20 protein-coding genes and 2 tRNA genes are annotated in these 24,973 nt (G+C 50.9%); 12 read left to right on the plus strand and 10 right to left on the minus strand.

Going from position 1 to position 24,973, the window contains the following annotated elements; genetic code table 11:
• The first annotated feature begins 71 nt into the window (after positions 1-71).
• The 4 genes from nadA (at position 72) to WKR14_RS10325 (ending at position 3,867) form a co-directional block, all read left to right on the plus strand.
• Positions 72-1,139, plus strand: coding sequence for a quinolinate synthase NadA (gene nadA / locus WKR14_RS10310; protein ID WP_101056653.1), 1,068 nt, complete (start codon positions 72-74; stop codon positions 1,137-1,139).
• A gap of 162 nt (positions 1,140-1,301) precedes the next feature.
• The gene (locus WKR14_RS10315; protein WP_339087701.1) at positions 1,302-3,302 is read left to right on the plus strand and encodes a methyl-accepting chemotaxis protein; all 2,001 of its coding nucleotides are present in this window, start codon (positions 1,302-1,304) and stop codon (positions 3,300-3,302) included.
• 166 nt (positions 3,303-3,468) lie between these two features.
• A tRNA-Ser gene (locus WKR14_RS10320) sits at positions 3,469-3,556 on the plus strand.
• 220 nt (positions 3,557-3,776) lie between these two features.
• Positions 3,777-3,867: transfer RNA gene (locus WKR14_RS10325), tRNA-Ser, on the plus strand.
• Between the two features lie 444 nt (positions 3,868-4,311).
• Here WKR14_RS10325 and WKR14_RS10330 read toward each other — a convergent pair.
• The 3 genes from WKR14_RS10330 to WKR14_RS10340 form a co-directional block, all read right to left on the minus strand.
• The gene (locus tag WKR14_RS10330) at positions 4,312-4,815 is read right to left on the minus strand and encodes an ankyrin repeat domain-containing protein (protein WP_226563902.1); all 504 of its coding nucleotides are present in this window, start codon (positions 4,813-4,815) and stop codon (positions 4,312-4,314) included.
• A gap of 222 nt (positions 4,816-5,037) precedes the next feature.
• Complete coding sequence (locus WKR14_RS10335) at positions 5,038-5,460, minus strand: hypothetical protein (protein ID WP_287590262.1); 423 nt, start codon at positions 5,458-5,460, stop codon at positions 5,038-5,040.
• A gap of 278 nt (positions 5,461-5,738) precedes the next feature.
• Positions 5,739-6,371 carry a YchE family NAAT transporter gene (locus WKR14_RS10340; RefSeq protein WP_025010407.1) on the minus strand — a complete coding sequence of 211 codons (633 nt, stop codon included), beginning with the start codon at positions 6,369-6,371 and terminating at the stop codon, positions 5,739-5,741.
• 342 nt (positions 6,372-6,713) lie between these two features.
• Between WKR14_RS10340 and adhE the strand changes: the two genes are divergently transcribed.
• The 6 genes from adhE to WKR14_RS10370 all read left to right on the plus strand — a co-directional run bounded on the left by adhE (position 6,714) and on the right by WKR14_RS10370 (position 14,315).
• The gene (gene adhE / locus WKR14_RS10345; RefSeq protein ID WP_224866286.1) at positions 6,714-9,317 is read left to right on the plus strand and encodes a bifunctional acetaldehyde-CoA/alcohol dehydrogenase; all 2,604 of its coding nucleotides are present in this window, start codon (positions 6,714-6,716) and stop codon (positions 9,315-9,317) included.
• 422 nt (positions 9,318-9,739) lie between these two features.
• Entirely contained in the window at positions 9,740-11,527 is a 1,788-nt protein-coding gene (locus WKR14_RS10350) for a DUF885 domain-containing protein (RefSeq protein WP_165565103.1), read from the plus strand.
• A 228-nt stretch (positions 11,528-11,755) separates the two neighbouring features.
• Positions 11,756-12,436 carry a response regulator transcription factor gene (locus WKR14_RS10355; RefSeq protein WP_101057519.1) on the plus strand — a complete coding sequence of 227 codons (681 nt, stop codon included), beginning with the start codon at positions 11,756-11,758 and terminating at the stop codon, positions 12,434-12,436.
• 146 nt (positions 12,437-12,582) lie between these two features.
• Complete coding sequence (locus WKR14_RS10360; RefSeq protein ID WP_165565102.1) at positions 12,583-13,710, plus strand: M14 family metallopeptidase; 1,128 nt, start codon at positions 12,583-12,585, stop codon at positions 13,708-13,710.
• Positions 13,711-13,719: 9 nt separating this feature from the next.
• Positions 13,720-14,037: a zinc ribbon domain-containing protein gene (locus WKR14_RS10365; RefSeq protein WP_165565101.1), complete on the plus strand. Its 318-nt coding sequence runs from the start codon at positions 13,720-13,722 to the stop codon at positions 14,035-14,037.
• A complete protein-coding gene (locus WKR14_RS10370; RefSeq protein WP_039032997.1) occupies positions 14,034-14,315 on the plus strand; it encodes a YeaC family protein in 282 nt (93 codons plus the stop codon). Before WKR14_RS10365 ends, WKR14_RS10370 begins: the two co-directional genes overlap by 4 nt.
• A gap of 66 nt (positions 14,316-14,381) precedes the next feature.
• Here the strand turns inward: WKR14_RS10370 and ansA are convergent, their stop codons facing one another.
• Complete coding sequence (gene ansA, locus WKR14_RS10375) at positions 14,382-15,398, minus strand: asparaginase (protein ID WP_101057512.1); 1,017 nt, start codon at positions 15,396-15,398, stop codon at positions 14,382-14,384.
• Between the two features lie 107 nt (positions 15,399-15,505).
• Positions 15,506-17,359 (minus strand): signal peptide peptidase SppA, encoded by a 1,854-nt coding sequence (gene sppA / locus WKR14_RS10380; protein WP_339087702.1) that lies wholly within the window; start codon positions 17,357-17,359, stop codon positions 15,506-15,508.
• A 196-nt stretch (positions 17,360-17,555) separates the two neighbouring features.
• On the opposite strand from sppA, the gene WKR14_RS10385 reads away from it, so the two are divergent.
• Together WKR14_RS10385 and WKR14_RS10390 are read left to right on the plus strand one after the other, a co-directional pair.
• Positions 17,556-19,577: an NADPH-dependent 2,4-dienoyl-CoA reductase gene (locus WKR14_RS10385; protein ID WP_339087703.1), complete on the plus strand. Its 2,022-nt coding sequence runs from the start codon at positions 17,556-17,558 to the stop codon at positions 19,575-19,577.
• Positions 19,578-19,684: 107 nt separating this feature from the next.
• A complete protein-coding gene (locus WKR14_RS10390) occupies positions 19,685-20,176 on the plus strand; it encodes a YciI family protein (protein WP_229839774.1) in 492 nt (163 codons plus the stop codon).
• 41 nt (positions 20,177-20,217) lie between these two features.
• On the opposite strand, the gene WKR14_RS10395 is transcribed toward WKR14_RS10390, so the two are convergent.
• From WKR14_RS10395 to WKR14_RS10415, 5 genes are read right to left on the minus strand one after another with little or no spacing between them, the layout of a single operon-like run.
• Positions 20,218-21,183: a hypothetical protein gene (locus WKR14_RS10395; protein WP_101056492.1), complete on the minus strand. Its 966-nt coding sequence runs from the start codon at positions 21,181-21,183 to the stop codon at positions 20,218-20,220.
• Complete coding sequence (locus WKR14_RS10400; RefSeq protein WP_339087704.1) at positions 21,183-22,403, minus strand: glycosyltransferase family 4 protein; 1,221 nt, start codon at positions 22,401-22,403, stop codon at positions 21,183-21,185. The genes WKR14_RS10395 and WKR14_RS10400 overlap by 1 nt, the downstream gene beginning before the upstream one ends.
• Positions 22,393-22,812, minus strand: a complete 420-nt coding sequence (locus WKR14_RS10405; RefSeq protein ID WP_339087705.1) for a hypothetical protein — start codon at positions 22,810-22,812, stop codon at positions 22,393-22,395. Before WKR14_RS10405 ends, WKR14_RS10400 begins: the two co-directional genes overlap by 11 nt.
• Before the next feature lies 1 nt (position 22,813).
• Positions 22,814-23,671, minus strand: a complete 858-nt coding sequence (locus WKR14_RS10410) for a hypothetical protein (RefSeq protein WP_224866279.1) — start codon at positions 23,669-23,671, stop codon at positions 22,814-22,816.
• A gap of 44 nt (positions 23,672-23,715) precedes the next feature.
• Positions 23,716-24,957, minus strand: coding sequence for a glycosyltransferase family 4 protein (locus WKR14_RS10415; protein ID WP_339087706.1), 1,242 nt, complete (start codon positions 24,955-24,957; stop codon positions 23,716-23,718).
• Between the last annotated feature and the right edge of the window lie 16 nt (positions 24,958-24,973).

Below are 24,973 nucleotides of genomic sequence, written 5' to 3' on the forward strand. Positions count from 1 at the left end.
GCACAAAGTGGTTACGATTTGATGGCAGATTTCGTATAATTGCCAACAGTATTAGTCGCATTGGGTCTGTTATGAGTCAGGTAGCACCAAGCATAGAAAATATTCAATATCCGTTCCCGCCAAAACCGGTTCCCTTGTCTGAACAGGAAAAAAGCGAATACAAAGCCAGGATCAAGCAACTGCTCAAAGAGCAGAATGCCGTGCTGGTTGCCCACTACTATACGGACCCTGAAATTCAGGCTCTGGCCGAGGAAACCGGTGGCTGCGTTTCCGACTCGCTGGAAATGGCGCGTTTTGGGCGTGATCATCCCGCCAAAACGCTCATCGTTGCCGGGGTTAAGTTTATGGGGGAAACCGCCAAGATCCTGAGCCCGGAAAAAACCATTCTGATGCCGACTCTGGAAGCCACCTGTTCTTTGGATGTTGGTTGTCCTATTGAGCAGTTCAGTGCCTTTTGCGACGCGCATCCGGATCACACGGTAGTGGTCTATGCCAATACTTCGGCTGCGGTCAAAGCCCGGGCCGATTGGGTAGTGACTTCCAGCATAGCGTTGGAAATCGTGGAACACCTGGACGGCGAAGGCAAGAAGATCATCTGGGGGCCAGACCGTCACTTGGGCAGTTATATTGCCAAGCAAACCGGTGCCGAGATGTTGATGTGGCAGGGCGAGTGTATCGTTCACGATGAATTCAAGGCCAGGGCATTGCGTCAATTAAAGGCGCAGCACCCGAACGCCGCTATTCTGGTTCACCCTGAATCTCCGGCGAGTGTTGTGGAAATGGCCGATGCCGTAGGTTCAACCAGTCAGTTGATCAAAGCTGCCCAGACCATGGACAATGATACCTTTATCGTGGCCACCGATAGAGGCATCTTCTACAAGATGCAACAGGCCGCGCCGGGCAAGACCCTGATTGAAGCCCCAACCGGCGGTGAAGGTGCCACTTGCCGCAGCTGTGCTCACTGCCCCTGGATGGCAATGAATGGTCTCAAGGCGATTGCCAGCGCGCTGGAAAACCAGGACAGCAGCCAACATGAGATCTTCGTCGATGAAGCGCTGCGTCAAGGCGCTCTGGTGCCTCTGACCCGGATGCTGGATTTTGCCAAAACCCTCAATATGCAGGTCAAAGGCAACGCCTGAATAGCTCAAAATGTTTTTTATTCGACAAGCCAATAAAGAGCCTACATTTGTAGGCTCTTTTTCCATTGACATCCATTAGCATCGACTATACTTGCCAACGTATGCTGAAAATTGAATTTCATAGTAATAAATGAGTAAGTTAGCTGCTTAAAGGATGCATCAATGAAATGGCAATGGATTGAAAATCTCCCTCTGAAACACAAATTTCTCTTGGTTATCCTGCCGCCTTTTATCGCGGCAACTCTATTTGGTATTTTATTGTTCAGCGATCGATTGTCGCTCGCCAATGGCCTGGAAGAAGTGCTGGATCTCAGTGAGCTTGCAGTGGTCAACTCGGCGCTGGTACATGAACTGCAAAAAGAGCGCGGCATGAGCGCAGGTTATCTTGGTTCCAAGGGCAAAAGTTTTGCCGACAAGTTGCCTGGCCAGCGGCAACTGACCGACAAACAGTTACAACAATTTAATGAATTTCTGAATAGTCATCAGCTTCCCGCCGATTTTGCTACGGATTTAGCACAGGCCAGAAGCAGCATTGCCCGCTTGAGAGAAATTCGCAGCCAGGTTGATAGACAAGGGATAAGCGTTGCTGAAGAAGTGGCATTTTACACTGAGCTGAATAGATTACTGCTTTCGATAGTCGATCTCAGTGTGCAGAAGGGCGGCGATCAACAAATTGCCATGCAAGCTGCAGCATTCTCGGCGTTTTTGCAGATGAAGGAACGTGCCGGTATCGAGCGGGCAGTTCTCAGCTCTACCTTCGGTCAAAATGAGTTCAAACCCGGTGTCTACCGTAAATTTATCACTCTGGTCTCCGAGCAAAATGCTTACCAGGAAAGGTTTGTGGCCTTGGCTGATGAAACCGCACTCAAGGATTTACAGGCATTGCAAGCGCAAGCTGCTGTTGCCGAAGTCGCTCGTTTGAGGGACTTGGCTTATGGCCAGAAAGCCGAGGATCTCAAGTCCCAGTCTCCGGAAACTTGGTTTAATCAGTCGACAGCACGCATCAATCTGTTACATGAATTTGAGCGGAAACTGTCGAATAAACTCCTGGCCGAGACCTTGAGCAAACAGCAAAATGCTACTAACCAGACCTGGATAGTACTTGGGATTATGGTGTTTGGTTTAATCATTGTCAGTCTTGTTTCCAGCATTATTCTTAAGTATCTACACGGCAGTTTGCGGGAATTGCACCAGGGGGTGACCCGAGCTCGGGCAGATTATGATTTGAGTGTGCGCTTGCCCCATACGGGCAAAGATGAGTTTGGCGAGCTGGCCGAGTCCTTCAACAGTATGATGACCGACTTTGAGCAGGTGATACTGCGGGTTCGCTCCAGCAGCAAGACCTTGCTGGGAGTGGTACAACAGATGGAACAGCACTCGACCCAGATGCAGGCTGATGTAGCGGTTGGCTACAGCGAGACAGAGCAAGTGGCATCGGCGATGACAGAGATGAGTTCCACAGTACAGGAAATTGCCTCCAATGCAGTACGGGCCTCTGAAGCCTCCAATCAAGCCAGCACTGAGGCCAGGGAAGGGAGCCTGGAAGTGGGGCGCACGGCATCGGCTATCAATGAACTGGCTGAAGAAATCAGTTATGCCGCAGAGACCATCTCCAAACTGGATAAAGATATTCACGGCATTGTCAGTGTGTTGGAGGTCATCAGTGGCATAGCTGAGCAGACCAATCTCCTGGCTTTGAATGCCACCATCGAAGCCGCCAGGGCCGGCGAAATGGGCCGCGGTTTTGCCGTGGTGGCCGATGAGGTGCGCAATCTGGCGCAGCGGGCGCAATCTTCCACCGAAGATATCCGGAATATGACAGAAAGGCTCAAACAGGGCGCCGAAGTGGCGGTAGCCGCTATTGCCAAAGGCAAGGCTCAGGCTGGTATCAGTGTTGATGAGGCAAACCGCGCCGGTGAGGAGCTCAGGCGCATAGTTGAGCACGTGGAAGTTATCGATAGCATGAATGAACAGATAGCTGCTGCGACCCACGAGCAGTCTGCCGTATCAGAAGAGGTGAATCGCAATGCGATGCAGATCAGCGATATCTACCGCAATACCCAGGATATTGCCAATGAGCTTGGCAAACTCAATGAGCTGTTGATTAAAGACGCCAACAAGATGAGCGATGAAGTGAGTAAATTCAGGCTCAATGAACATTGATTGAACCATTTATGAACCGTGCTGCTCAGCAAACGCGCAAACGGAGATTAAGGAGGATTTTTGCTTGACCGGCATTCGCCTTTTGCGTAAAGTACCGCTCCATCAAGGGGATAGAGATATGTCTCTTGGTGAATGTGTTGATACACACAGTAAATAGTATCGATGCGGTGAGGTGTCCGAGTGGCTGAAGGAGCACGCCTGGAAAGTGTGTATACGGCAACGTATCGAGGGTTCGAATCCCTCCTTCACCGCCAGATTAAAAAAACCCGACCTTATGGTCGGGTTTTTGCTTTTTTAAGCATATTCATTAGAGCGGCAAAACTGGGAACTCTATATCGTCAGCACATTTTCAAGGGCTTACAAAGCTGGATTGTTCAACTAAAAACCGCTTTGCCTAACGAATAAGCAGTTGGAACGAAATGATTTATTAAAGGTTTACACGCCTTTATGTTGGATATATTATTCGCCTCGTTCGGAGGGGTGGCAGAGTGGTTGAATGCACCGGTCTTGAAAACCGGCATGGGTTTATAGCCCATCCAGGGTTCAAATCCCTGCTCCTCCGCCATATTCAGAGAAGCCCGCTTGTGCAATAGGCGGGCTTTTTCGTATCATCAGTTTTGATGATACGGATTGGCTTGGCACTGCTTTGAGGATTGCTGGCTTTCTCGCGTCGTCATGCAGGGTTCAAATCCCTGCTCCTTTGCCATATTCAGAGAAGCCGGCTTGTGTAAACAGGCGGGCTTTTTCGCATCTCAGTTTTGATGATTGCTATTAGCCTGGTATAGGCGGTTAGCGGATTGCTGGCTTTCTCGCGTCGTCATGTAGGGTTCAAATCCCTGCTCCTTTGCCATATTCAGAGAAGCCCGCTTTGTAAACGGGCGTTTTATTTGGATGATTCCCTTTGACTGTGGCCTTGTTGAATTAACGCTCTGGTGGTGCCTGTAAAATATGGTTGTCACTAATCTGTAGAGCTTACTGTCAATAAAAATAAAATAGTGGCGGAGGTAAGTTAGCTAACGGATTGGATATAATCAGCAATGTCAGTACGCCCCCATTCAAGGGCAAACTCAAGGGCTCCCATGTCCTTCATCGTCTGGCCGGTATAACGGATTTGAGTATCTATACCCGCCTCAACTAACCGCTTTACAATATGGAAGTGGCCATAATGAATCGCAGTAAAAAGGGGATTACGGTCTGGCTCAGAAATATCGAGTCTTGCTCCAAGGCCGATGAAGTAGTTCAAAATATCTTGGTTGCCATTCGACGCAGCCCTATGGATTGGACTGCTGCCACTGATACTGTCTCCGCTATCTATATCGGCTCCCAGCTTGACCAAAGCCTGGCACAATTCCAAGTTGTCATGATCTGCAGCAATATGAAGCAAGCTGCCCAATGGCGTTTGTAATTGAACCAGCTCGGAATTCATCTGCAGTAAGTCGATAGCATCTGTAGTTCTCTTCTCCCTGATGTATGTCATGAGAGTCCTTAATTTCAGTATTACTGCTTCGTTCACTTATTTATCCATCCTGACTTAATAATCCCTGTGGGTATCAAGCATAGTGTTTTCTAGAGTGTTGGATTAATCAACAGCCTAATGCGCTATCCGATAAAATATGGGCAAAGAATCACAAGGCCAGTATATCAAAGGATGATTCAAACAAATCTTCTAGCATTCATTTTGTAGAGAGTGATTTGCTTTGAAATTAGCGGTTCGACAGCAGATTACTGTTACTCATCAACAACAGAAGTTCTCACTTTTAGGATCATCTGGGTTCAGTACTTGTATCCTAAAGTCCGGTGCCAGATTAAACCGTTTTATAACGCTCGATATTCGGTCAGATGTTAATGCAGAACCGAAATCAAAGAAGAATGGGATAGGATCATTATTGGTAGCCCACTTTTCATTCATTCTCTTGGCTAATTCTCTGGCTTGGTCCCAATCACCTGCAAATATCTTGGAGTAATCAAAATGGGGCCATGCCGCGATATCATCTTCAGCTGCCGAATCTTCGCTGAAGAGAAAGGATACGCTAATCTCGGAGTGCCAAGGAAACACTCCTACATCAATGATTTTTAGCTCTTTTTCACCAAAATCACTTAAAGCTTGTTGCAATTTCCCTTCTAGCAGTTGCTCAATGTTTTCTCTATTGTATTCCATATCCATTCTTAATTAGGCTGTATTGGTTTATATGAACTGTCAGACTTCGTGCCGGCTTGTTAGGGCGCTGCTGTAAGAAAGCCTTGTAGGCATATATGAAAAACCTCCGACTATGTCGGAGGGTATCTTTCTAAGCATAATCCTTTGAATAATATCGGGTACGCAGTCAAGATTCCAAACTTTTTTACAGTGAATTAGCTTGTACGATTGAGCCTGACGTATAGCGGCACAATTTGTGAGAGGGGTATCCATAATATCAATATATTACGCGATTTATTTTAACCCAGTAAGTTGGGAAACAGCCCCTTAAAACCTGCGGCTATTACCTCGATACCAATGGATAGCATCAAGAGTCCCATCAGACGGGTGATCACGTTGATCCCTGTTTTACCGAGCAGCTTATTGATAACCGAAGCCATTCTGAACAATGCGAAGCTGAGCAGACCGAACAGTGCTACAGTCACCGACATGGCCAGCAGATTAGCCAGGCCTTTATGCTCGGCGGCAAAGACGATAACTGAGCTGATAGCCCCGGGGCCAGCCATTAGAGGCAAAGCCAGCGGTACTACGGCAACCGACTCCATCGCAGAGGCTTCTCTGTCTTCTTCCTGGTTGCGTTTCACCTCGCCCAGCTTTCCTTGCAACATGGACATGGCGATGATGGCAATCAGTGTACCGCCGGCAATTCGGAATGCCGACAACGAAATACTGAACATATTCAATATATACTGACCCGCCACTGTGGTAACCAGGAGGATTACTACCACGGCAAAGTTGGATATTTTAGCGGTATGGTTACGCTCAGCCTCAGTCTGGTGACTGGTCAGGCTGACAAATACCGGCAACAGGCCCACCGGGTTGATGATAGCCACCAGTCCGAGGAAAAATTTAACGTACAGGGTCAAATCCAATTTCGTATCCTTCCAGTGTAGGGAACTCACCGGGAAACAGTAACTTGAGACGGTGCATACTCTACCCTAAGTTAACAAACCCCAGAAATGAGATTTTCTATACTTGGTCACAACTTCGAATAAATTTTCGTAATATCAGTGCAGTCAAAGCTGCAGTATAGTCGATTCTAATACAAAGATTTTTTCTATGCTTGAATCTGATGTAACGTTGTTGAATTACATAAAACGCCATGCCTGTGGCCAAGATCACAGATGTCCACCCGGTTTGGATGTAATTTTATTTCATGTGAGAGAGTTTAACCAAGATGAGCCTTTGTTAAATTTTTTTACGGGAAACTGATTATGAAAGTCACCAATACTCAGGAACTGGATCTGCTACTGGAAAGAGTCAGCCAGGCTCAGGCGAAATTCGCAGGTTTCAGTCAGCAGCAAGTCGACAAGATATTTCGCGCCGCGGCGCTGGCTGCCGCCGATGCCAGAATCGCGCTGGCGAAACAGGCCGCCGCCGAAACCTCTATGGGAGTGCTGGAGGATAAAGTGATTAAAAACCACTTTGCTTCCGAGTACATCTACAACAAGTATAAAGATGAAAAGACCTGCGGCATTCTGGAAGAAGACGACACCTTCGGCACTATCACAATTGCCGAACCCGTGGGGATCATCTGCGGCATAGTACCGACAACCAACCCAACCTCCACTGCTATCTTCAAGGCGCTGATCAGCCTGAAAACCCGTAATGCCATAGTGTTCTCTCCACACCCCAGGGCCAAAGCATCCACAGTCGCGGCCGCCCGAATAGTGCTTGATGCAGCCATTAAAGCCGGAGCCCCCGAGGACATAATAGGTTGGATAGATGAACCCAGCGTCGCACTTTCCAATCATCTGATGACCCATGAAAAGATAAATCTCATTCTGGCAACCGGTGGCCCGGGTATGGTGAAAGCCGCTTACTCTTCCGGAAAACCTGCCATAGGTGTCGGCGCAGGTAACACACCCGTGGTTATTGATGAAACCGCAGATATCAAACGCGCGGTGGCTTCCATTTTGATGTCAAAAACCTTTGATAATGGTGTGGTATGTGCCTCTGAACAAGCTGTTGTGGTGCTCGACAGCGTCTATCAAGCAGTACGAGAGCGTTTTGCTCATCATGGTGGTTACCTGCTCAATGACCAAGAATGCTTTGCCGTGAAACAGGTTATCCTCAAAGATGGCGCTCTCAATGCCGACATTGTTGGCCAGAGTGCGGCGCGTATTGCCGAAATGGCAGGCTTCAGCGTACCGAGCTGGACCAAGGTGCTGATCGGTGAGGTGGATGCAATAACCGAAGCCGAAGCTTTCGCTCATGAAAAGCTTTCGCCGCTGCTTGGGATGTACCGCGCCAAAGACTTTGATGAGGCTCTGAATAAGGCTGATGCCTTGGTGAAACTCGGTGGTATCGGCCATACCTCTGGGCTCTATACAGATCAAGATACCCAGGTGCAAAGGGTCAAGCGTTTTGGTGAGCGGATGAAAACCGCTCGAATTCTGATAAACACCCCGGCATCTCAAGGCGGGATTGGCGATCTCTATAATTTCAAGCTGGCACCTTCTCTCACTTTGGGCTGTGGCTCCTGGGGAGGGAACTCGATTTCGGAGAACGTGGGCCCGAGTCATCTTATCAACAAGAAAACCGTCGCCAAGAGGGCCGAGAATATGTTGTGGCACAAGCTTCCATCCTCCATCTATTTCCGCCGTGGCAGCCTACCTATTGCCCTGGAAGAGTTGGCCGACAAACGCCGCGCCTTAATAGTGACAGACAAGTTCTTGTTCAATAACGGCTACTGTGATGAAACCGTCAAGATCCTCAAAGGATTAGGGCTGGATACTGAAGTGTTTTATGAAGTGGAGGCCGATCCTACCTTAGCGGTAGTTCGCGCCGGCACTAAAGTAGCCGAGAGCTTCCAGCCGGATGTGATCATCGCACTGGGCGGCGGCTCCCCCATGGACGCCGCCAAGATCATCTGGGTGATGTATGAACATCCGCAGGTGGACTTTGCCGATTTGGCGCTGCGTTTCATGGATATTCGCAAACGTATTTACAAGTTCCCCAAACTTGGGCGCAAGGCCAAGATGGTAGCTATCCCTACCACATCGGGCACAGGCTCTGAAGTTACACCGTTTGCCGTGGTGACTGATGAGCAGACAGGTGCCAAGTATCCCATCGCCGATTATGAACTGACTCCCAATATGGCGATTGTGGATCCCAACCTGGTGATGAACATGCCTAAGTCCTTGACCGCCTTTGGCGGGATAGATGCCATCACCCATGCCTTGGAAGCCTATGTCAGCGTGATGGCCAATGAGTATAGTGATGGCCAGGCATTGCAGGCCTTGGATCTTCTGGTTGCGCACCTGCCCAAGGCTTACGAAGAAGGCGCAGCGGCGCCGATTGCCCGCGAAAAAGTGCACAACGGCGCCACCATTGCCGGTATTGCCTTTGCCAACGCTTTCTTGGGCATATGTCACTCTATGGCCCACAAACTGGGCGCCGAATTCCATCTGCCCCACGGTTTGGCCAATGCACTGCTCATAAGCAATGTCATCCGTTTCAACGCCACCGACCTGCCAACCAAGCAAGCTGCTTTTAGCCAGTATGACAGACCCAAGGCGCTCTGCCGCTATGCCGCTATTGCCGATCACCTCAAACTGACAGACGCTGGGCTGAGTGACGCCGAAAAAGTCGAGCGTTTGATAGCTAAAATCGAACAGTTGAAACAGGCTTTGGGGATCCCGGTTTCAATTCAGGAAGCCGGCGTCAAGGAGGCCGATTTCCTGGATAAATTGGATGAGCTGGCTGAAGATGCTTTTGATGATCAGTGTACAGGTGCTAACCCCAGGTATCCTCTGATCAGTGAGTTAAAAGCCTTGTTGCTGGCGAGCTTCTACGGCGAGATTTACCGCGACTAAAAATAGCCTTGTACTAAAACCAGGATGCCGTTCAGTTGCAATGAGCGGCATTTTTAATTGCTCGGTATATATGGAATCACCGCGGCCCAGCACACAAGCATCCTTTATATGCCGGTTAAAATTAAAGAATATAAAAACTCGTTTAAAAAGCTTCTCTATGTCAGATATTCTTTGCTTTCAGCGTATGAAATGCTTCTTCTGTATCAGTTGGTTTTCTATAGAAGCTTGAAATCGCTTCACTCCTCTGGGCTTCACTATGGTCATATGCAATTCATGCCAGCTCGCAAACTGTAACAAAGCATGTCTCTTTATTAATCAATTGCTGAAAAGTTCCTGCTTCCATGATTTACTAGCAAACTATGCACCCGAAAAACCGATAAGAATTCAAATTTCCAACATACGGGTGCCGGGAAGGAAATCATATGAAAAAACTCACTCTGTGCCTGGCGGTGTCACTGGCGCTGACAGGTCTGTCCGCATGTCAAACCCAAAGCTCGCCCGAAGCGATGGCATCTAACGTTTCTGCTGCCGTTAAACAAGATCAGAACCAAGCCTTTAGTTCATTCAGTCAAAGCTTTATCGATTCTCTGTGGCAAGTTGCACCGACATGGGCGCTCTATAATGGCTTTCATCAATATGATGCCAAACTCCTGGTACCGGATGCGACCAGCCGTACTACAACGCTGAATTTTATTCAGCAGCAGCGAGCCAAGATGGCGAGCTTTGATTTTGCGGCGCTTACCGCTGCCAACCTGATTGACTATCGCTTGATTGAAAACGTCCTCGGTAGCATGGAGTGGGAAATCAAGCGCTTCAAGTCCTGGCAGTGGGACCCGTCCAGTTACAACGTGGCTGGGGGCTTTGCGCAAATCATCAATGAGGACTTTGCACCTCTGGAGCAAAGGTTGCGCTCTGTATTGGGCCGATTGGAAAATGTGCCGGCCTATTACCGGGCGGCGCAGCAAAACATAGATAATCCCACTCTTGAGCACACAGAGTTGGCCATCATGCAAAATCAGGGCGCCTTTTCGGTATTGTCCGATGAACTGCTCGCCAAGGTGAACGCCTCTGGCCTGAACGCTGATGAAAAGGCGTTATTCAAGCAAAGAATGGATAAAGCCGTGGCGGCCATCGAAGGGCATATCCAGTTTCTCAAACAGCTGGAACAGCAACTTAAGCAGGAAGGCAGCCGTAGTTTCCGGATAGGTGAAGTGCTTTATGAGGAGAAGTTCGCCTTCGATATTCAGGCTGGTATGAGCGCCAAGGTCCTCTATGAAAAGGCGTTGGCCGATAAGGCCAGGGTTCAGGGCGAAATGGCAAAAATTACCGACAAGCTCTGGGGTAAGTATTTCCAAGAGCCCAAGCCGCAAGACGAGAAAAAGGCTATCAGACAGTTGATCGACAAGCTTTCGGCCCGGCATGTCAAGCGGGAAGATTTTGTCGACGAGGTGAGGGCACAGATCCCCGAGCTGGTGAAGTTTGTCAATCAACACGAGCTGGTGACTCTGGATCCGAAAAAACCTTTGGTGGTCAGGGAAACACCTGAATACATGCGGGGGTTTGCCGGTGCTTCCATCAGTGCTCCCGGCCCCTATGAGAAGGGCGGCAACACCTATTATAACGTGACTCCCCTCGATGGCATGACTGACGAGCAGGCCGAAAGTTACTTGCGCGAGTATAACCACTGGATATTGCAGGTACTGAACATACATGAGGCGATCCCCGGCCATTACACCCAACTGGTGTACTCCAATGAGTCACCGAGCCTAGTCAAGAGTCTGTTTGGTAACGGCGCCATGGTCGAAGGTTGGGCCGTTTATGCCGAGCGTATGATGCTGGAACAGGGCTATGGTAACTTTGAGCCGGAAATGTGGCTGATGTACTACAAGTGGAACCTCAGGGTAATTTGCAACACCATTCTTGACTACAGCATTCAGGTCAAGGGGATGACTGAAGAGCAGGCCATTAAATTGATGACTGACGAAGCTTTCCAGCAGCAAGCCGAGGCGGAAGGTAAGTGGCGCCGGGCAACGCTGAGCCAGGTACAGTTAACCAGCTATTACGCTGGTTATCGTGAAATTTACGACTTAAGGGAAGAACTTAAACAGCAGCAAGGCAAGGCATTTGATCTCAAGACGTTCCACGAAAACTTCCTCAGTTATGGTAGTGCTCCGGTCAAATACATCAGCCAGCTTATGCAAGACAAGTAAGGTGGACAATAAAAGGCAGGGATAAAGTTTGCAGCCTCAGTGGCGGTAATCTTAACTTGTCCTGTTGACTACAGGGACAGTTTGACCAGCTGTCCCTTTTTCATAACTCCTTATATGTGACTCTGTGCACCTTACATCATTATAACCCGTGAATTTTTCTGGCTCGACCAGGATAATTATGTTAACGTTAATGGTAATGGTTCTTATTTGAGAATTTTATTAACGAAAATGACGAAAATTTTATTGGTGGACGATGACCTGGAGTTCAGGGACTTGCTCAAGGAAGCACTGGAGGGCGAGGGGCACGATGTTATTTGTGCCGCTGATGGTTTGGATGCACTGATGAGACTCGACACTTTTACCCCAGATGTTATCTTGCTCGACTTAATGATGCCCAAACTCAATGGTTTTGAGATGTTGCTTGCCCGTAAGGACAGCACACCTGTGATAGTGATTTCGGCTGTCGATAGCGAAGAGGAAAGGATTAAAGGCTATGAGCTGGGGGCAGATGATTTTTTGAGTAAGCCATTCAGCGTCAAAGAGTTATTGGTCCGTATTCAGGCGCTCATAAGAAGGATAAATATCAGCAAGGGGCAGGAACCTGCTGATCTGGCGCTCAATAAACAGATCCAATTTGATGAGACGGATTACACTGTGGCTATTGCCGATCAGCAGTTGGCATTGACTCAGACAGAGTTTCGTTTGTTTAAATATCTGTTTGAGCGTAAGGGCCAAGTAGTTACCAAGCAAGAGCTGCAGCGACGGGTGTTAAAAAAAGAGCTAGGGCGGTTTGATCGAAATCTGGATATGCATATCTCCAATACCCGGCGAAAACTGGAGCAGACCCGTTTGCCAAGAAGCCTTATCAATACGGTGCGCGGCCAGGGATACAGTTTCAGCCTTTGGTGAGTAGCTGTAAACCATCACTGATTAATCTTCGCATATCAAGCCAGAGTCGGCCGCGTTTTCAAGCGCGGCCGATTTGGTTTATCCTATAGCCCACTTGCGCGAGCCTTCGGGCTCCATACCCTATAAAAGCAATGAAGGAAAACATCATGCGGATCAGCGCGAATTTTGATGGTGGCAATATTCAGGTCATCAGTTTGGATGACAAGGACGACATCAGACTGGCGATCCGCCCGGATCAGGGCGGAGAGTTCTACCAGTGGTTCAATTTCCGTTTTGAAGGCCAGGTAGGAAATAGCTACACCCTCAATATCATCAACGCCGGCAGCGCTTCTTATCCCAAAGGCTGGGAAAACTACCAGGCGGTTGCCAGTTATGATCGCCAGCACTGGTTCCGTCTGCCGACCAAATATGAAGACGGTAAACTAAGCATCAATGTTGAATTGGACGCCGATGCGATTCAGATAGCCTATTTTGCACCTTACAGTTATGAACGCCACCTGGATCTGCTCAGTGCAGTGCAAGTGCATCCTGAAGTGAGCCTGGAGCACCTGGGGCTGACCCTGGATGGTCGCGATCTGACCCTGGTCAAGGTGGGAGATGGCGATAGCAGCAAGCGCAATATCTGGATCACAGCCCGTCAGCACCCAGGGGAAACCATGGCCGAATGGCTGGTGGAAGGTTTACTGTATCGTTTGCTGGACTCGGATGATCCTGTCTCCAAACAGTTGTTGGATAAGGCCAATTTCTATGTGGTGCCCAACATGAATCCAGACGGCAGCGCCCGCGGCCATCTGCGTACCAATGCCGCCGGTGTTAACCTAAATCGTGAGTGGCAAACGCCAAGCTTGGAGAAGAGCCCCGAGGTGTACCATGTGGTACAAAAGATGAAAGAAACCGGTGTGGACCTCTTCTATGACGTCCACGGTGATGAAGGTCTACCTTATGTATTCCTGGCAGGCTGTGAAGGCATTCCTTGTTGGGATGAGCGCTTGACTCAGCTGCAACAGGAATTTGCCTCGGCGCTCTTGCTGGTTAGCCCGGATTTCCAGACCGAACACGGCTATGAAAAGGACGAGCCTGGCAAGGCCAACCTGACCATAGGTTCCAACTGGGTCGGCGAAACCTTCAACTGCCTGTCCAACACCTTGGAAATGCCATTTAAGGACAACGATAATTTGGCTGATCCGCTGGTGGGTTGGTCTCCCGAGCGTTGCCTGTACTTGGGGGAAGCCTCATTGACCGCCATGCTGGCCGTCGTGGATAAACTTAGGTAAGGAGCAGCTATGGCACTGGTTGAATGCCCTTTATGCCGCAAGCGGATCTCCAGTAAGGCACCTAGTTGCCCACACTGCAGTTCCAAACTGGGGCCCAACACCGAGTCGCTGTCGAGGATCAGCCATATTCAGCAGTCGACCAAACTGATGAACCAGAGCTTTCTGGCCTTGACCCTGTTTATCGCCGGGGTGGTTATCTGGTTCTGGGGTGGAGAAGTCGCCGAAGGCAATCGAGCTATCGCCGGTGCCATCTGCTTTACGCTCGGTTTCGTGGGTTACCTGATAACCCGGATACGTATTATTTTGCACAAGCGGAAAAGTGTATGACAGATATCAACAAAGTGATTGAAGAGATGCCGGTTGAGGTCTATGAGAGACTGCGCAGCGCCGCCGAGATAGGTAAGTGGGAAGATGGCACTGTGCTGACCGAGGAGCAGCGGGAAAACACACTGCAACTGGTGATGCTCTATCAGGCCAGGCGTTTGGAGCAAACCGAGCACTTTACCATAGGCGCCGGTGGCCAGCTCAACGAGCTGTCCAAGGCGCAGCTGAAAAAGCAGTTTCGCGGTGAGAGCATTGCTGAGTTCAAAGAATCTGATCTTTAATTAGTTTTCTGGATTCGAATTATAAAAAAGCCCTGTATATACAGGGCTTTTTGCTATCAATTAAATTCAGTCTGCTGTGAGCTCGCCACAGAGGTTTTGTTGCATCCGCCTTCTTATCTCTTCTGTGCTCAGCCCTTGAGAGAGCAAGTAATGCAACTTGGTCAAGGCGGCTTCCGTGGTCATATCGGCGCCGCTGATAACGCCGGCCTTCGCCAGGGCGTTGCCTGTGGCATAACCACCCATATTGACTTTTCCCTGCAGACACTGGGTCAGATTAATAAGCACAGTACCCTTGTCGTTGGCCCGCTTGAGAGTTTCTAGCAACGCGGGGTCCTGCGGTGCATTGCCGACACCATAGGTCAGTAATATCAGAGCTTTTACCGGCTGCTGCAGTATGTTGTTGAATACTTCGGTGGAGATCCCTGGATACAGAGTGACTACTCCTATGGGGTGAGGAGTAATAGGCGCTACTTTCAAGGGTTTATCGCAGGGCGGCGCAATTTTTCCGGCGCGCAGGCGAATCTTGATCCCGGCTTCCAGCAATAAAGGAAAGTTCGGCGAAGCAAAGGCATCGAAGCCATCGGCATGAGCCTTGGTGGTACGGTTGCCGCGAAATAACTTATTGTTGAAGAACAGGCAAACCTCGGCAACCGGATAGTTGGCGGCAATATACAAGGCATTGAGTAGATTGGTTTGACCGTCTGAGCGCAGCTGCGCCAATGGAATTTGCGAGCCGGTGACGATAACTGGCTTACCGAGATCCTGCAGCATAAAAGACAGTGCCGAGGCGGTAAACGCCATGGTGTCTGTGCCGTGAAGAATGACAAAGCCATCATACTTGTCATAGTTGGCCTGAATATCGTCGGCTATCATCTGCCAGTGGCTGGGAGCCATGTTGGAGGAGTCTATCAGCGGACTATATTCCTGGATCACGAACGTCGGCATCTCTTCATGGAAAAACTCCGGCATGGAGTTGACGCATTCTGTCAGGAAACCGGCGACCGGGGCAAAGCCATTACTGGTTTTTTGCATCCCTATGGTGCCGCCCGTGTATGCGACATAGATGGACTTTTTTTTGTTCATAATCTGGCTTTATTTATCATTGGAGCAAAACAGAGGCCGGATTATAGCAAATCAACCCCGGCAGCATAAGGCACAAAAAAGCCCGGCGAACCGGGCTTTCAGGATTATCAGTAACTGCAGTTATCACAGTAGAGATAGACGCCGTTAGGGTCGTCAAAGGCGGCAAACTCTTCCAGTACCTTGCTCCATTGAGTCAGCAGTTTTTCCAGTACGCTGGACTGCTTAACACTGGGGGGGAGATAAGCGGAGACACTGGCAAACATCTCCTGAATGAAGAGTTGCTCAGGTGTCAGCTCCTGCTCTATCACTCGGCTGTCAAACTTATCCAGCCCGGCCAGTTCGGCGGCTTTGGCAATGGCGTTATCGAGATCGCCAAGTTCATCCACCAGACCTAGCTCCAGGGCTTTCTTGCCGGACCAAACTCGGCCCTGGGCAATCTTATCCACCTGCTCGAGCGCCATATTGCGCTCGTTGGCGACCAGCGAGATAAAGTCTTTGTAACCACGTTCAATATGGCGCTGGATCACCGCCTTGACGCCATCGGAAAGTGGCCGGGTAACAGAAAGACCGGCCCAGTCTGAGGTGGCCACACCATCGGTATTGACGCCGATTGAAGACAGGGAATCCTCGAAGGTGGTTATCATGCCGAAGATACCGATGGATCCGGTCAGGGTTGTGGGGTTGGCATAGATATAGTCAGCGCTGGCCGAAATCCAGTATCCACCGGAGGCTGCCATGCTGCTCATACTGACGACCACAGGCTTACCGGCTTTCTTCAATGCCAGCACTTCCTGACGAATTTGCTCGGAAGCAAAGGCGCTGCCGCCGGGGCTGTCGACCCTAAGTACTACGGCCTTAATAGTGTCATCGAAGCGGGCCTTACGCAGCAGGGCGGAGGTACTTTCACCGCCGATATCACCGGCCGGCTGGCTACCGTTGAGAATATTGCCCTTGGCCACTATGATGCCAATCTCTTCTGAAGGGACTAACTCGGGCAGCGGTGCCATCAATTTGGCATAGTCATAGTAGCTTATCTGCTTAAAGCTATCGCCTTCCTTGCTTTTGCCCACTAAGTCCAACATCGCCAGACGGAAGTCCTCGGCGCTGGCCAGTTTATCGACCCACTTCAGGTTAACCGCCATGGCGCCTGAATCGCCATCGGCTTGTTCTAGCTCTGCCAAATAAGCTGTGGCATTAAGACCCAGGCTGGACTTGTCTATGCCGCGATTGGCTGCCACTGTTTCTGTATAGCTGCCCCAGATGTCGTTGAGCAGAACAGAGTTCGCTTCCTTGGCCGCTTCTGACATGTCATCACGGATAAAAGGCTCAACCGCTGACTTGAAAGTGCCGACACGGAAAATGTGCGCTTTAATTTTTAACTTATCCAGCGCCGACTTATAGTATTGGCGGTAGCGGCTTAATCCATCTACCGCCACCATGCCCTCAGGGTTGAGGTAGACAGTATCGGCAAAACTCGCCAGGAAATACTGGTTCTGATCGTAATAGTTACCTATGGCGACTACAGGCTTGCCGCTACTTTTGAACTCGTTGAGTGCCTGGCCTATGGCGCTGAGCTTACTCAGGCCGCCGTATTGCAACTCGGATAGATCCAACACCAGGGCCTTGATCCGCTTGTCATTGGTGGCGCTGTTAATGGTATAGAGCACATCACTCAATAAGACTTCGCCGTTTGCATCAGGCCCCTTACCTTGGTTTAGCATCGCCTCGAACGGGTCAATCTGGCGCTTCTGATCCACTATGCCACCGGCCAGGTTCAACACCAGCGCCGAACCATCCTCAACTTGGATTTTATCGCTGCTGACCATGGCGATGACCACGGCTATCAAAGCGATGAAAAACAGTGGGAAGAACACTAGGTTCAATACCAGCTTGCGAATGAAGTTGATCACATTCCAGATCAACATCAGGGTATTCTTGGTTGTCAGGGGTTTTGCGGACATAGCCACTCCATTTTTCCATGCATTCTGCTAATGCTAACTGAAAATAGCAGCAACGGGAAAATACATTTGTAAGTGATTTTATTCCCGAGCTTCACCGGCTTAGTCGAAGGGAGATTGGCAATGCATGCTTTATGTTGAGCTTGATGGCGGCTCAGGTTATGCTGATTTAAATCACTTGTTTAAAAAGGATGTTTTAATGTCGGGCTTTCCTCATTTATTAGAACCCTTGGATCTGGGATTTACCCAGCTGAGAAACCGGGTACTCATGGGTTCCATGCATACCGGGTTGGAAGAAGAAAAGGGCGGTTTTGAGAAACTGGCACACTTCTACAAGGAGCGGGCGCTGGGTGGTGTGGGTTTGATTGTCACCGGCGGCATAGCGCCCAACTTTCGCGGCCGTTTGGCCCCCAATGCCTGTCAGCTGAGCTTTCCCTGGCAAGTGGGCAAACACAAAATCGTTACCCGAGCTGTACATGAGGGCGGCGCCAAAATCTGTATGCAGATCCTTCATGCCGGTCGTTACGGCTATCATCCTTTTTCGCTGGCACCGAGCAAGGTCAAATCGCCCATTACCCCATTTACGCCGAGCGCCATGTCTTTGCGGCAAATCCGCGGCACCATAAAGGATTATGCCACCTCTGCCGAACTGGCCAAACGGGCCGGTTATGATGGCGTGGAGGTGATGGGCTCTGAAGGCTATCTCATCAATCAGTTCATCTGTGAGCGGGTCAATCAGCGCAGCGATGATTACGGCGGCAGTTTTGCCAACCGTATTCGCCTGCCACTGGAAATTGTTCGCGCTATCCGCGCCAAGGTCGGGCCCGAGTTCATCATTATCTTTCGTTTGTCTATGCTGGATTTGGTCGACAAGGGCTCAAGCCTCGAGGAGGTCATTGAGCTCGGCAAAGCGCTGGAACAAGCCGGTGTCACTATCATCAATACCGGCATAGGATGGCATGAGGCAAGGATCCCGACCATAGCCACCAGCGTACCCAGAGGCGCCTTTGCCTGGGTTACCGAACGTTTGAAAAAAGAACTCAGTGTTCCTTTGGTGGCCACCAACAGGATCAATACGCCTGAGATAGCCGAGCAGATCCTTGCCTCGGGGCAGGCGGATATGGTTTCCATGGCAAGGCCCTTCCTGGCTGATCCTGAGTTTGTTAACAAAGCCGCGGCCAATCAAAGCGAAGCCATCAATACCTGCATCGGCTGTAATCAGGCTTGTCTCGATCATACCTTCTCGCTCAAGCGTGCTACTTGCCTGGTTAATCCAAGAGCCTGCTATGAGACAGAGATTAATTTCCCCAAGACTGAGTCACCCAAACGCCTGGCTGTGATGGGCGCGGGCCCGGCTGGGATGGCGTTTGCCGTCTACGCCGCTGAACGGGGGCACAAGGTGACCTTGTTTGAAGCCCGAGATGAAGTCGGTGGCCAGTTTAACCTGGCGCGCAAGATCCCAGGTAAAGAGGAATTCAACGAAACCATACGCTATTTCAAGAATCGCCTCGCACATTTTAAGGTGGACCTGCGTTTGAATACGCCGCTCAACGCCTCTGTGCTCAGGGATGAGGCTTTTGATGAGTTGGTGGTCGCCAGTGGTGTTGTACCAAGAGAGCTCAACTTGCCCGGGTTTGATTCTCCCAAGGTGGTCAGTTATCAACAGGTGCTGCGGGGCGAGGTGGAAGTCGGCCGGCGGGTGGCACTTATCGGCGCCGGTGGCATAGGTTTTGACTTGGCGCATTTCCTCGGCGAGCAGGAGTCCAGCACGCTGGAGCCGGAGCGCTGGTATCGTCAGTGGGGGATAGACACAAGTTACGCCGAGCGTGGCGGACTGGCCAAACAAGCCCAGGCGCATGCCCCGGCCAGAGAGCTGTATTTGCTGCAACGCAAGAAGAGCAAGCTGGGTAAAGGCTTAGGTAAGACCACGGGCTGGATCCATCGCATGGTGCTTAAGCAGCACAAGGTGACAGAGCTCAGTGGGGTCAGCTATGAGCGCTTTGATGACCAGGGATTGCACATACTGATTGATGACAAACCGCAGCTGCTGCCTGTGGATACTGTGGTGATCTGCGCAGGTCAGGAATCCAACCGCGCGCTGTTGCCGGAACTGGAAGAGTGCGGCTTGCCAATGCACCTCATTGGCGGCGTTGATGTCGCTGCCGAGTTGGATGCCAAACGCGCCATTCGTCAGGGTGCCGAATTGGCGATGCGGATTTAGTCTCTAACCGGGCTTAACTCCCCGCCACGGCGGGGATTTTTTTGCTTTACTTATAACCTTATTGTCGAAAAGCGGACATACAAGGGCATCGGATTGGGGAGATATCAATGATGAAAACTACCATGGCGAGTTGCTGCGCGCTGGCGCTGTTGACCGGCTTGAGTTTAGTGGCAACCGCCGCTGATTCAGATAATCCGGTTTCCGTTGAAACGCCTGCCTATGATAAGGCTCTGGCCCATGCACTCGGTGCCGATCAATATGGTATGAAACCTTATGTAATGGCGTTTTTAAAGGCGGGTCCCAATCGAAGTGGCAGCAAAGAACAGCGCGCCGAGCTTCAAAGAGCGCACATGAGCCATATTCAGCGTTTGGCGCATGAGGGCAAACTCGTGTTGGCCGGGCCCTTTATCGATGGCGGCGAGTGGCGGGGGATTTATATCTTTGATGTTGCCAGTTTGGCTGAGGCTGAAGCCTTGACGGCCAGTGATCCTGCTGTTCAGGCCGGTAGCCTTATCATGGAACTTAAAGCCTGGTACGGCAGTGCGGCTTTGCTGGAGGTCAACCGTATTCACACTCGTATAGCCGAGTCACAGCCTTGAGTGACAAGCTCCGCTAGCACCACTATATGAGTATGAGCGTTTCAAAGTCGCTTGAGAATATCGTTCGGCACTGAGCTCAACCCGGGCGGCGGTAAAAAACCGCCCAAGCCGCGTTCGATACGCAAATGCTGCAAATCCAGCGCTCGGGTCAGGGGCACGAAGAGGGCGCCGGGATGCAGGATATATTCGCTCACCAGGTTGAAGCCGCCGCCACAGATAACCTTTTGATACTGCCAGCCAATATCTGAGGCCGGGTACAGCTGCAGCCGGGTTAATCCGGGTTCGTGCTCTTTGTTGGTGCAGTTGTTGAAGTCGCTCAGAGCACTCTTATCAAGGGATTTGCTATCAAGGGGGTTGCTATTAAAGCCTGCGTCGGCGCTTGGGTGCGGTGGCGCAATAATATCTATCTCTTCCCCCGCCTTTGTGGCGTGTTCAAGCAGCAAAGCCTGTTCGGCAAGGCTTCCCGAGTGGATCACCAGAGTCTGTTTAGGCTTTTCAAAACCATTTGGGGTTGCGCCTTTGGACTTGTCTTCGCCGAGTAATGGCAGCCAGAAGCGTTGGCCTGTTTGATTGGAGAGCGCCTGTTCCTGCTCCGGGGTTGGCCATTCACAAAACCAGATTTGCTGAAAACGGGGAATATGGGCAACGCGCTGGCGATAGACATTCCAATTGAGCAATCTGGCGATATAGACAAGTTTGCCAGGCAAGAGAATATCCCCAAGTTCGCCCCAAATGCCCCCGGGGAAGGCATCTATCAGCATGAGCCGACACTCTTGTTGCTTATTGAGCGATGCCAGTAACTGCGTGAGCCAAGCGCTGAGTTCGGCTCGGCTCTGAAGCCTGGGCGGCAGACTGATGTGTTGAATGCCCTTTGGTAGCAGCGCATCGACCGCTAATGGCAGCGGACTTGTGATCACCAACGCTTGCTGCGCCTTGATAAAGCCGAGCACTTTCAGTGCCCGGCTCAAGTGCCCGAGCCCGCCGCCGGGGGCGTAATAGATAAGCATCAGTGACTCGCCGTTTGAGCGACCAGTGTCTTGATGGCAGCCAAATAACGCTCGGCTTCAGCCTCGGCGCTGCACTGACTCAGTACCGTTTGGTACAAAGCCTGGCTCTTGGCGGCGCGAATCGAAGCCGTATCGGTTTGCCAACGCACCAACGCATCCAAAAGCGACTCCGCAGAAGTTGGATGAAACAGATAACCTGAGTCCGTTTGGCCGAGGAGATTATGGGCCGCGTCACTGTCAGTCAAACGGTCATCGAAGACATGCTTTTCGCGCTCATGCAGGCTGTCGAAGATAAGATCGGCCATACCGCCGCAGCAGGCGCCGAGCACAGGGATGTTGAGCGCCGCCGCCTCCAGCAGCACATTGGGGGTTCCCTCATAGAAAGAGGGAATGGCGATAAGGTCGCATACCAGATAACGGCTTATCAGCTGATACCTGTCAAGAAACGGCTCCAGGGTGTAACTGCCCTCGGGCAGGGTCTGCAACAGCTCGGCGGCGCTTTCATCCAGCTCGCCAATCAACAACAGATGGCAGTTGTTTACCAAGGGGCTGCGTTTGAAGGTCTCGATAAAAAAGGCCAAACCTTTTTTCTCTTTCAAATGACCGAAAAGGCCAATCACAGGTTGACTGGGATTTTTCAGATTATTGGAACGCCAGGCTTTGACTTGCTCTTTATCCAGCGGCAATGGCTGCCAACGTTCGCTATCCAGGCCATTACTCATGTTGTGAACTCTGACTTGCGGCCACAGGGCTTTGACCCGTTTTGCCTTGTCGGCGCTGACGGTCAATACCAGCGCGCTGGCTTGCAGCGTATCCTGCAGCACTTGATAGCGACGATGATCGAGAATACTCAAGTCAAAGTCATTGCCGCGCAGCAATGTGATGAGCGGTAACCCAAGCCAGGCGGCAAAGATGCGCCCGGCATGCATGGAGAAGGGATAGCCATAGGCAACGACAGCATCATATTCACCCTCCAGCTTATGCCATAGAAGATTGAGCGAGTGCGCCGGGTTGCTACCCATGGGAAAGCTGTGATCGCAACCCTGCTCGGCAAAATAGCCGGTTTCCTTTTCCAGGCCGCCGGAGCGTAAATGATAAAGGGTGATATGTACCCCGAGCCGCCGCAAATGGCGCACCAGTCTATCGCAGGACAATGCCATGCCGCCTTTGGCCGGCGGGTAGTGTTGAGTCAGCCACAGTAGCCTGGGGTTAGCTGTCATAGATATCCCGATACTCGTAATCCGGCAACTGCTCATCATCTTCGTCGACCGGGAGCTCAAAAGCGGCCAAGTCTTCGGCATCAAACTCCTTGTTGTAACTGCCGTGTTTGGTGTGCAGTTGATACCAGGCACTGCCGAGATATAGTTGCTTGAGGGCGAAACCGGCAAGCGGATCCTCTGGTTTAACGCCTTGTAGGCTCAATTGCTCATATTTGGTGCCTGAGCGCGGATCTTCATAGACTTCCTTGCCAACCTTCAAGGGTTTGGCGGCGCACTGAAAACACAGACAGGTTTTGGGATCCAGATGATGTTCGCAGACACTGGCTTGGCACTCACTGCAACTGCCAACGGCAGGTTGGCCGCAAGGGCTGAGGGTGAAAAAACCGATTTTTAGCTGACACTGATTCATATTATCCCCTGGCTCGAATACTGGTCTGTTGATAGGACTTGGCGATGGTTCTGAGAATATTCTCGGCATCCATCAAACGTGACTCACCGATAAATTTAAAGGTGGAGTTGGATTTCACCTTGGTGATGCCGTTTTGAGTCTGTGCCTTGCTAGTTGGTGCCAGTTTACCCTGGCGTAGATGATAAAATTCAGCATTCAGCGTCAGGCAGCTGCGAATGCTGCGCCGTCCCTTGTACTTGATCTTGGTTTTGACCTTGCCTCGGGCGTTGCGACGGGTGCGTTTACGACGACAGATAACATCATCCACCCGCAGTTGCAGCTCATTGCCGTCTTTGAGTTTGGCCCTGAATTGCAACAGTGGCACTTCAAAGTAGGCCAGTTGGGTGCTCTTCTCGGGCTTTTCGGTTCGGGCTGGCTTACGCTTGTGTATGGAGTCGAGATCCAGTTTCAGCTGTACGCTGTTAGTCTCCATAGCCAATACCTGCATTAACTTGATAAGACCGGTGCGCACATTGTCGTTGACGTCCATACGGTTGCAGCTGTGAAGCAGTAATATCGAGGCCAGGGTCAAACCCACCAAGGCATACACCACCAGGTGAGGTACGGGCAGGAATATGCTGACAATAGTGAAACCTATTAACCAATTGCGGCTGCGGCGAAACTGGCGTCTCAATGGGCTGCCCATACGATCCAATCGGGTCAGGCGCTTGAGAAACAGTAACCAGTGCTGGGTCGAATGGGTTGCATCCAACTTTTTGGTGCGGATAAATTCCTGCTCCGCCGGGGTTAACTGCTTGAACACTTTGCGCATTCGCCAGTAGTGAAGCGGGGCGTTAAAAGGGTTTACGGCTGTTTCCATATCGTTTCCTTGACATTAAACAGGTGCTATTAAACGAGTAGCTATTAAGCGCTAGCTTGCATTGGGCCTTGGCTCAGCTGGTGATACAAGTCGCTGAGCTGAGCGCAGATCTGTTGCCATTGGAACTGCTCTGCCACCCTTTGTTGGCCCTTGAGTCCCAAATCTTTGGCCTTGGCCGGTTGACTGAGCAGCTCAATGCAGGCTCTGGCGAGCTCGGAAGGCCTGGAGGGGGGAACCAAGAGCCCATGCTCTTCATGGGTTACCAGTTCACGAATGACCGGTAGATCCGAGGCGATAACTGCGGTGCCGCAAGCCATGGATTCGAGCACTTTCAAAGGGCAACATCCCTGAAGCATGTTGCGCCTGCAGGGCGTGAGTGGCGCCAAAGATGCGCTCGCGGCCTGGATTTTTTGCTTGAGACTGGCTTGGTCCAGTCCGAAATGCAGCGAAACACAATCTTCCAGTTCCATGGACTTGAGCCAGGCCTTTACCTGCCGGGCCTGGCGATTTTCGAGTGACAGGCAGAGATCAAGCCGGACCTCCAACTGCTGACGCACCAAGGCAAAAGCTTTGAGCAGATCCCTAAGCCCCTGCCAGCGCTGGGCAGCACCAAAATAGATGAGCCGGGGCAGACTTGCATTCTCTGCTTGCCTCAATGGCTGGGCAGGCGGCAACTCGGCGCCGTTTGGCAGATAGACTACTGGAGTGGTAGTGCGTTTTTCAAGGCCGGCAGCCGTGAGTTTTGATGGGGTCACAATCAGATCGGCACCATCCAGGCAACGCTGCTCCCAGGCGCTGATTTTGGCCAGGGTTTTTCGCGGCAGCGACAAGTGAATAGGCAGCTCTATGCTGGGCAGGGCATTGACCTCATAGACGAGCTTTAGCGCTGGATTGTCCTTGCGATGATCCAGCAAAGGCACCCCCGCCCAGGGGTCGCGAAACTGCGCCAATGTCAGGGTATCGCGATTTTGCCTGAGCAGCGCCCCAAGCTGATTGGCATAGTCCAGCGCCTTGGCAAGCACGTTATTGCCCGAGCTTGGGTTTAGCTGGTGCCTGACGATACTGACCTCGCTGCTTACCTCGTAGGGATTGCTGCCGAGTAACAGGGTTTCCTGCTGCCAGGAAGGCATCTGGGGATCACCTTGCAGATAAAGCATACCAGGGGACTGGAAGGCAAACAGGGTTGACGCCATATAACGTATATGGGTCGAAGCGCCTTTAGGCAGAGGGTAGCGATCAAAAGCGCAATAAAGACTTTTGAATGAATAACTTGAGTCTGATTTCATAAGTCCGGCAGAGTAC

This window comes from Shewanella chilikensis (assembly GCF_037953065.1).
Classification (GTDB): Bacteria; Pseudomonadota; Gammaproteobacteria; order Enterobacterales; family Shewanellaceae; genus Shewanella; species Shewanella chilikensis.

What these genes read in the sequence shown, in the direction of transcription:
- nadA (WP_101056653.1), top strand. Translation starts at nt 72, where the DNA reads ATGAGTCAGGTAGCACCAAGCATAGAAAATATTCAATATCCGTTCCCG.
- WKR14_RS10315 (WP_339087701.1), top strand. Translation starts at nt 1,302, where the DNA reads ATGAAATGGCAATGGATTGAAAATCTCCCTCTGAAACACAAATTTCTC.
- WKR14_RS10335 (WP_287590262.1), bottom strand. Translation starts at nt 5,460, where the DNA reads ATGGAATACAATAGAGAAAACATTGAGCAACTGCTAGAAGGGAAATTG.
- adhE (WP_224866286.1), top strand. Translation starts at nt 6,714, where the DNA reads ATGAAAGTCACCAATACTCAGGAACTGGATCTGCTACTGGAAAGAGTC.
- WKR14_RS10350 (WP_165565103.1), top strand. Translation starts at nt 9,740, where the DNA reads ATGAAAAAACTCACTCTGTGCCTGGCGGTGTCACTGGCGCTGACAGGT.
- WKR14_RS10355 (WP_101057519.1), top strand. Translation starts at nt 11,756, where the DNA reads ATGACGAAAATTTTATTGGTGGACGATGACCTGGAGTTCAGGGACTTG.
- WKR14_RS10360 (WP_165565102.1), top strand. Translation starts at nt 12,583, where the DNA reads ATGCGGATCAGCGCGAATTTTGATGGTGGCAATATTCAGGTCATCAGT.
- WKR14_RS10365 (WP_165565101.1), top strand. Translation starts at nt 13,720, where the DNA reads ATGGCACTGGTTGAATGCCCTTTATGCCGCAAGCGGATCTCCAGTAAG.
- WKR14_RS10370 (WP_039032997.1), top strand. Translation starts at nt 14,034, where the DNA reads ATGACAGATATCAACAAAGTGATTGAAGAGATGCCGGTTGAGGTCTAT.
- ansA (WP_101057512.1), bottom strand. Translation starts at nt 15,398, where the DNA reads ATGAACAAAAAAAAGTCCATCTATGTCGCATACACGGGCGGCACCATA.
- sppA (WP_339087702.1), bottom strand. Translation starts at nt 17,359, where the DNA reads ATGTCCGCAAAACCCCTGACAACCAAGAATACCCTGATGTTGATCTGG.
- WKR14_RS10385 (WP_339087703.1), top strand. Translation starts at nt 17,556, where the DNA reads ATGTCGGGCTTTCCTCATTTATTAGAACCCTTGGATCTGGGATTTACC.
- WKR14_RS10390 (WP_229839774.1), top strand. Translation starts at nt 19,685, where the DNA reads ATGATGAAAACTACCATGGCGAGTTGCTGCGCGCTGGCGCTGTTGACC.
- WKR14_RS10395 (WP_101056492.1), bottom strand. Translation starts at nt 21,183, where the DNA reads ATGCTTATCTATTACGCCCCCGGCGGCGGGCTCGGGCACTTGAGCCGG.
- WKR14_RS10400 (WP_339087704.1), bottom strand. Translation starts at nt 22,403, where the DNA reads ATGACAGCTAACCCCAGGCTACTGTGGCTGACTCAACACTACCCGCCG.
- WKR14_RS10405 (WP_339087705.1), bottom strand. Translation starts at nt 22,812, where the DNA reads ATGAATCAGTGTCAGCTAAAAATCGGTTTTTTCACCCTCAGCCCTTGC.
- WKR14_RS10410 (WP_224866279.1), bottom strand. Translation starts at nt 23,671, where the DNA reads ATGGAAACAGCCGTAAACCCTTTTAACGCCCCGCTTCACTACTGGCGA.
- WKR14_RS10415 (WP_339087706.1), bottom strand. Translation starts at nt 24,957, where the DNA reads ATGAAATCAGACTCAAGTTATTCATTCAAAAGTCTTTATTGCGCTTTT.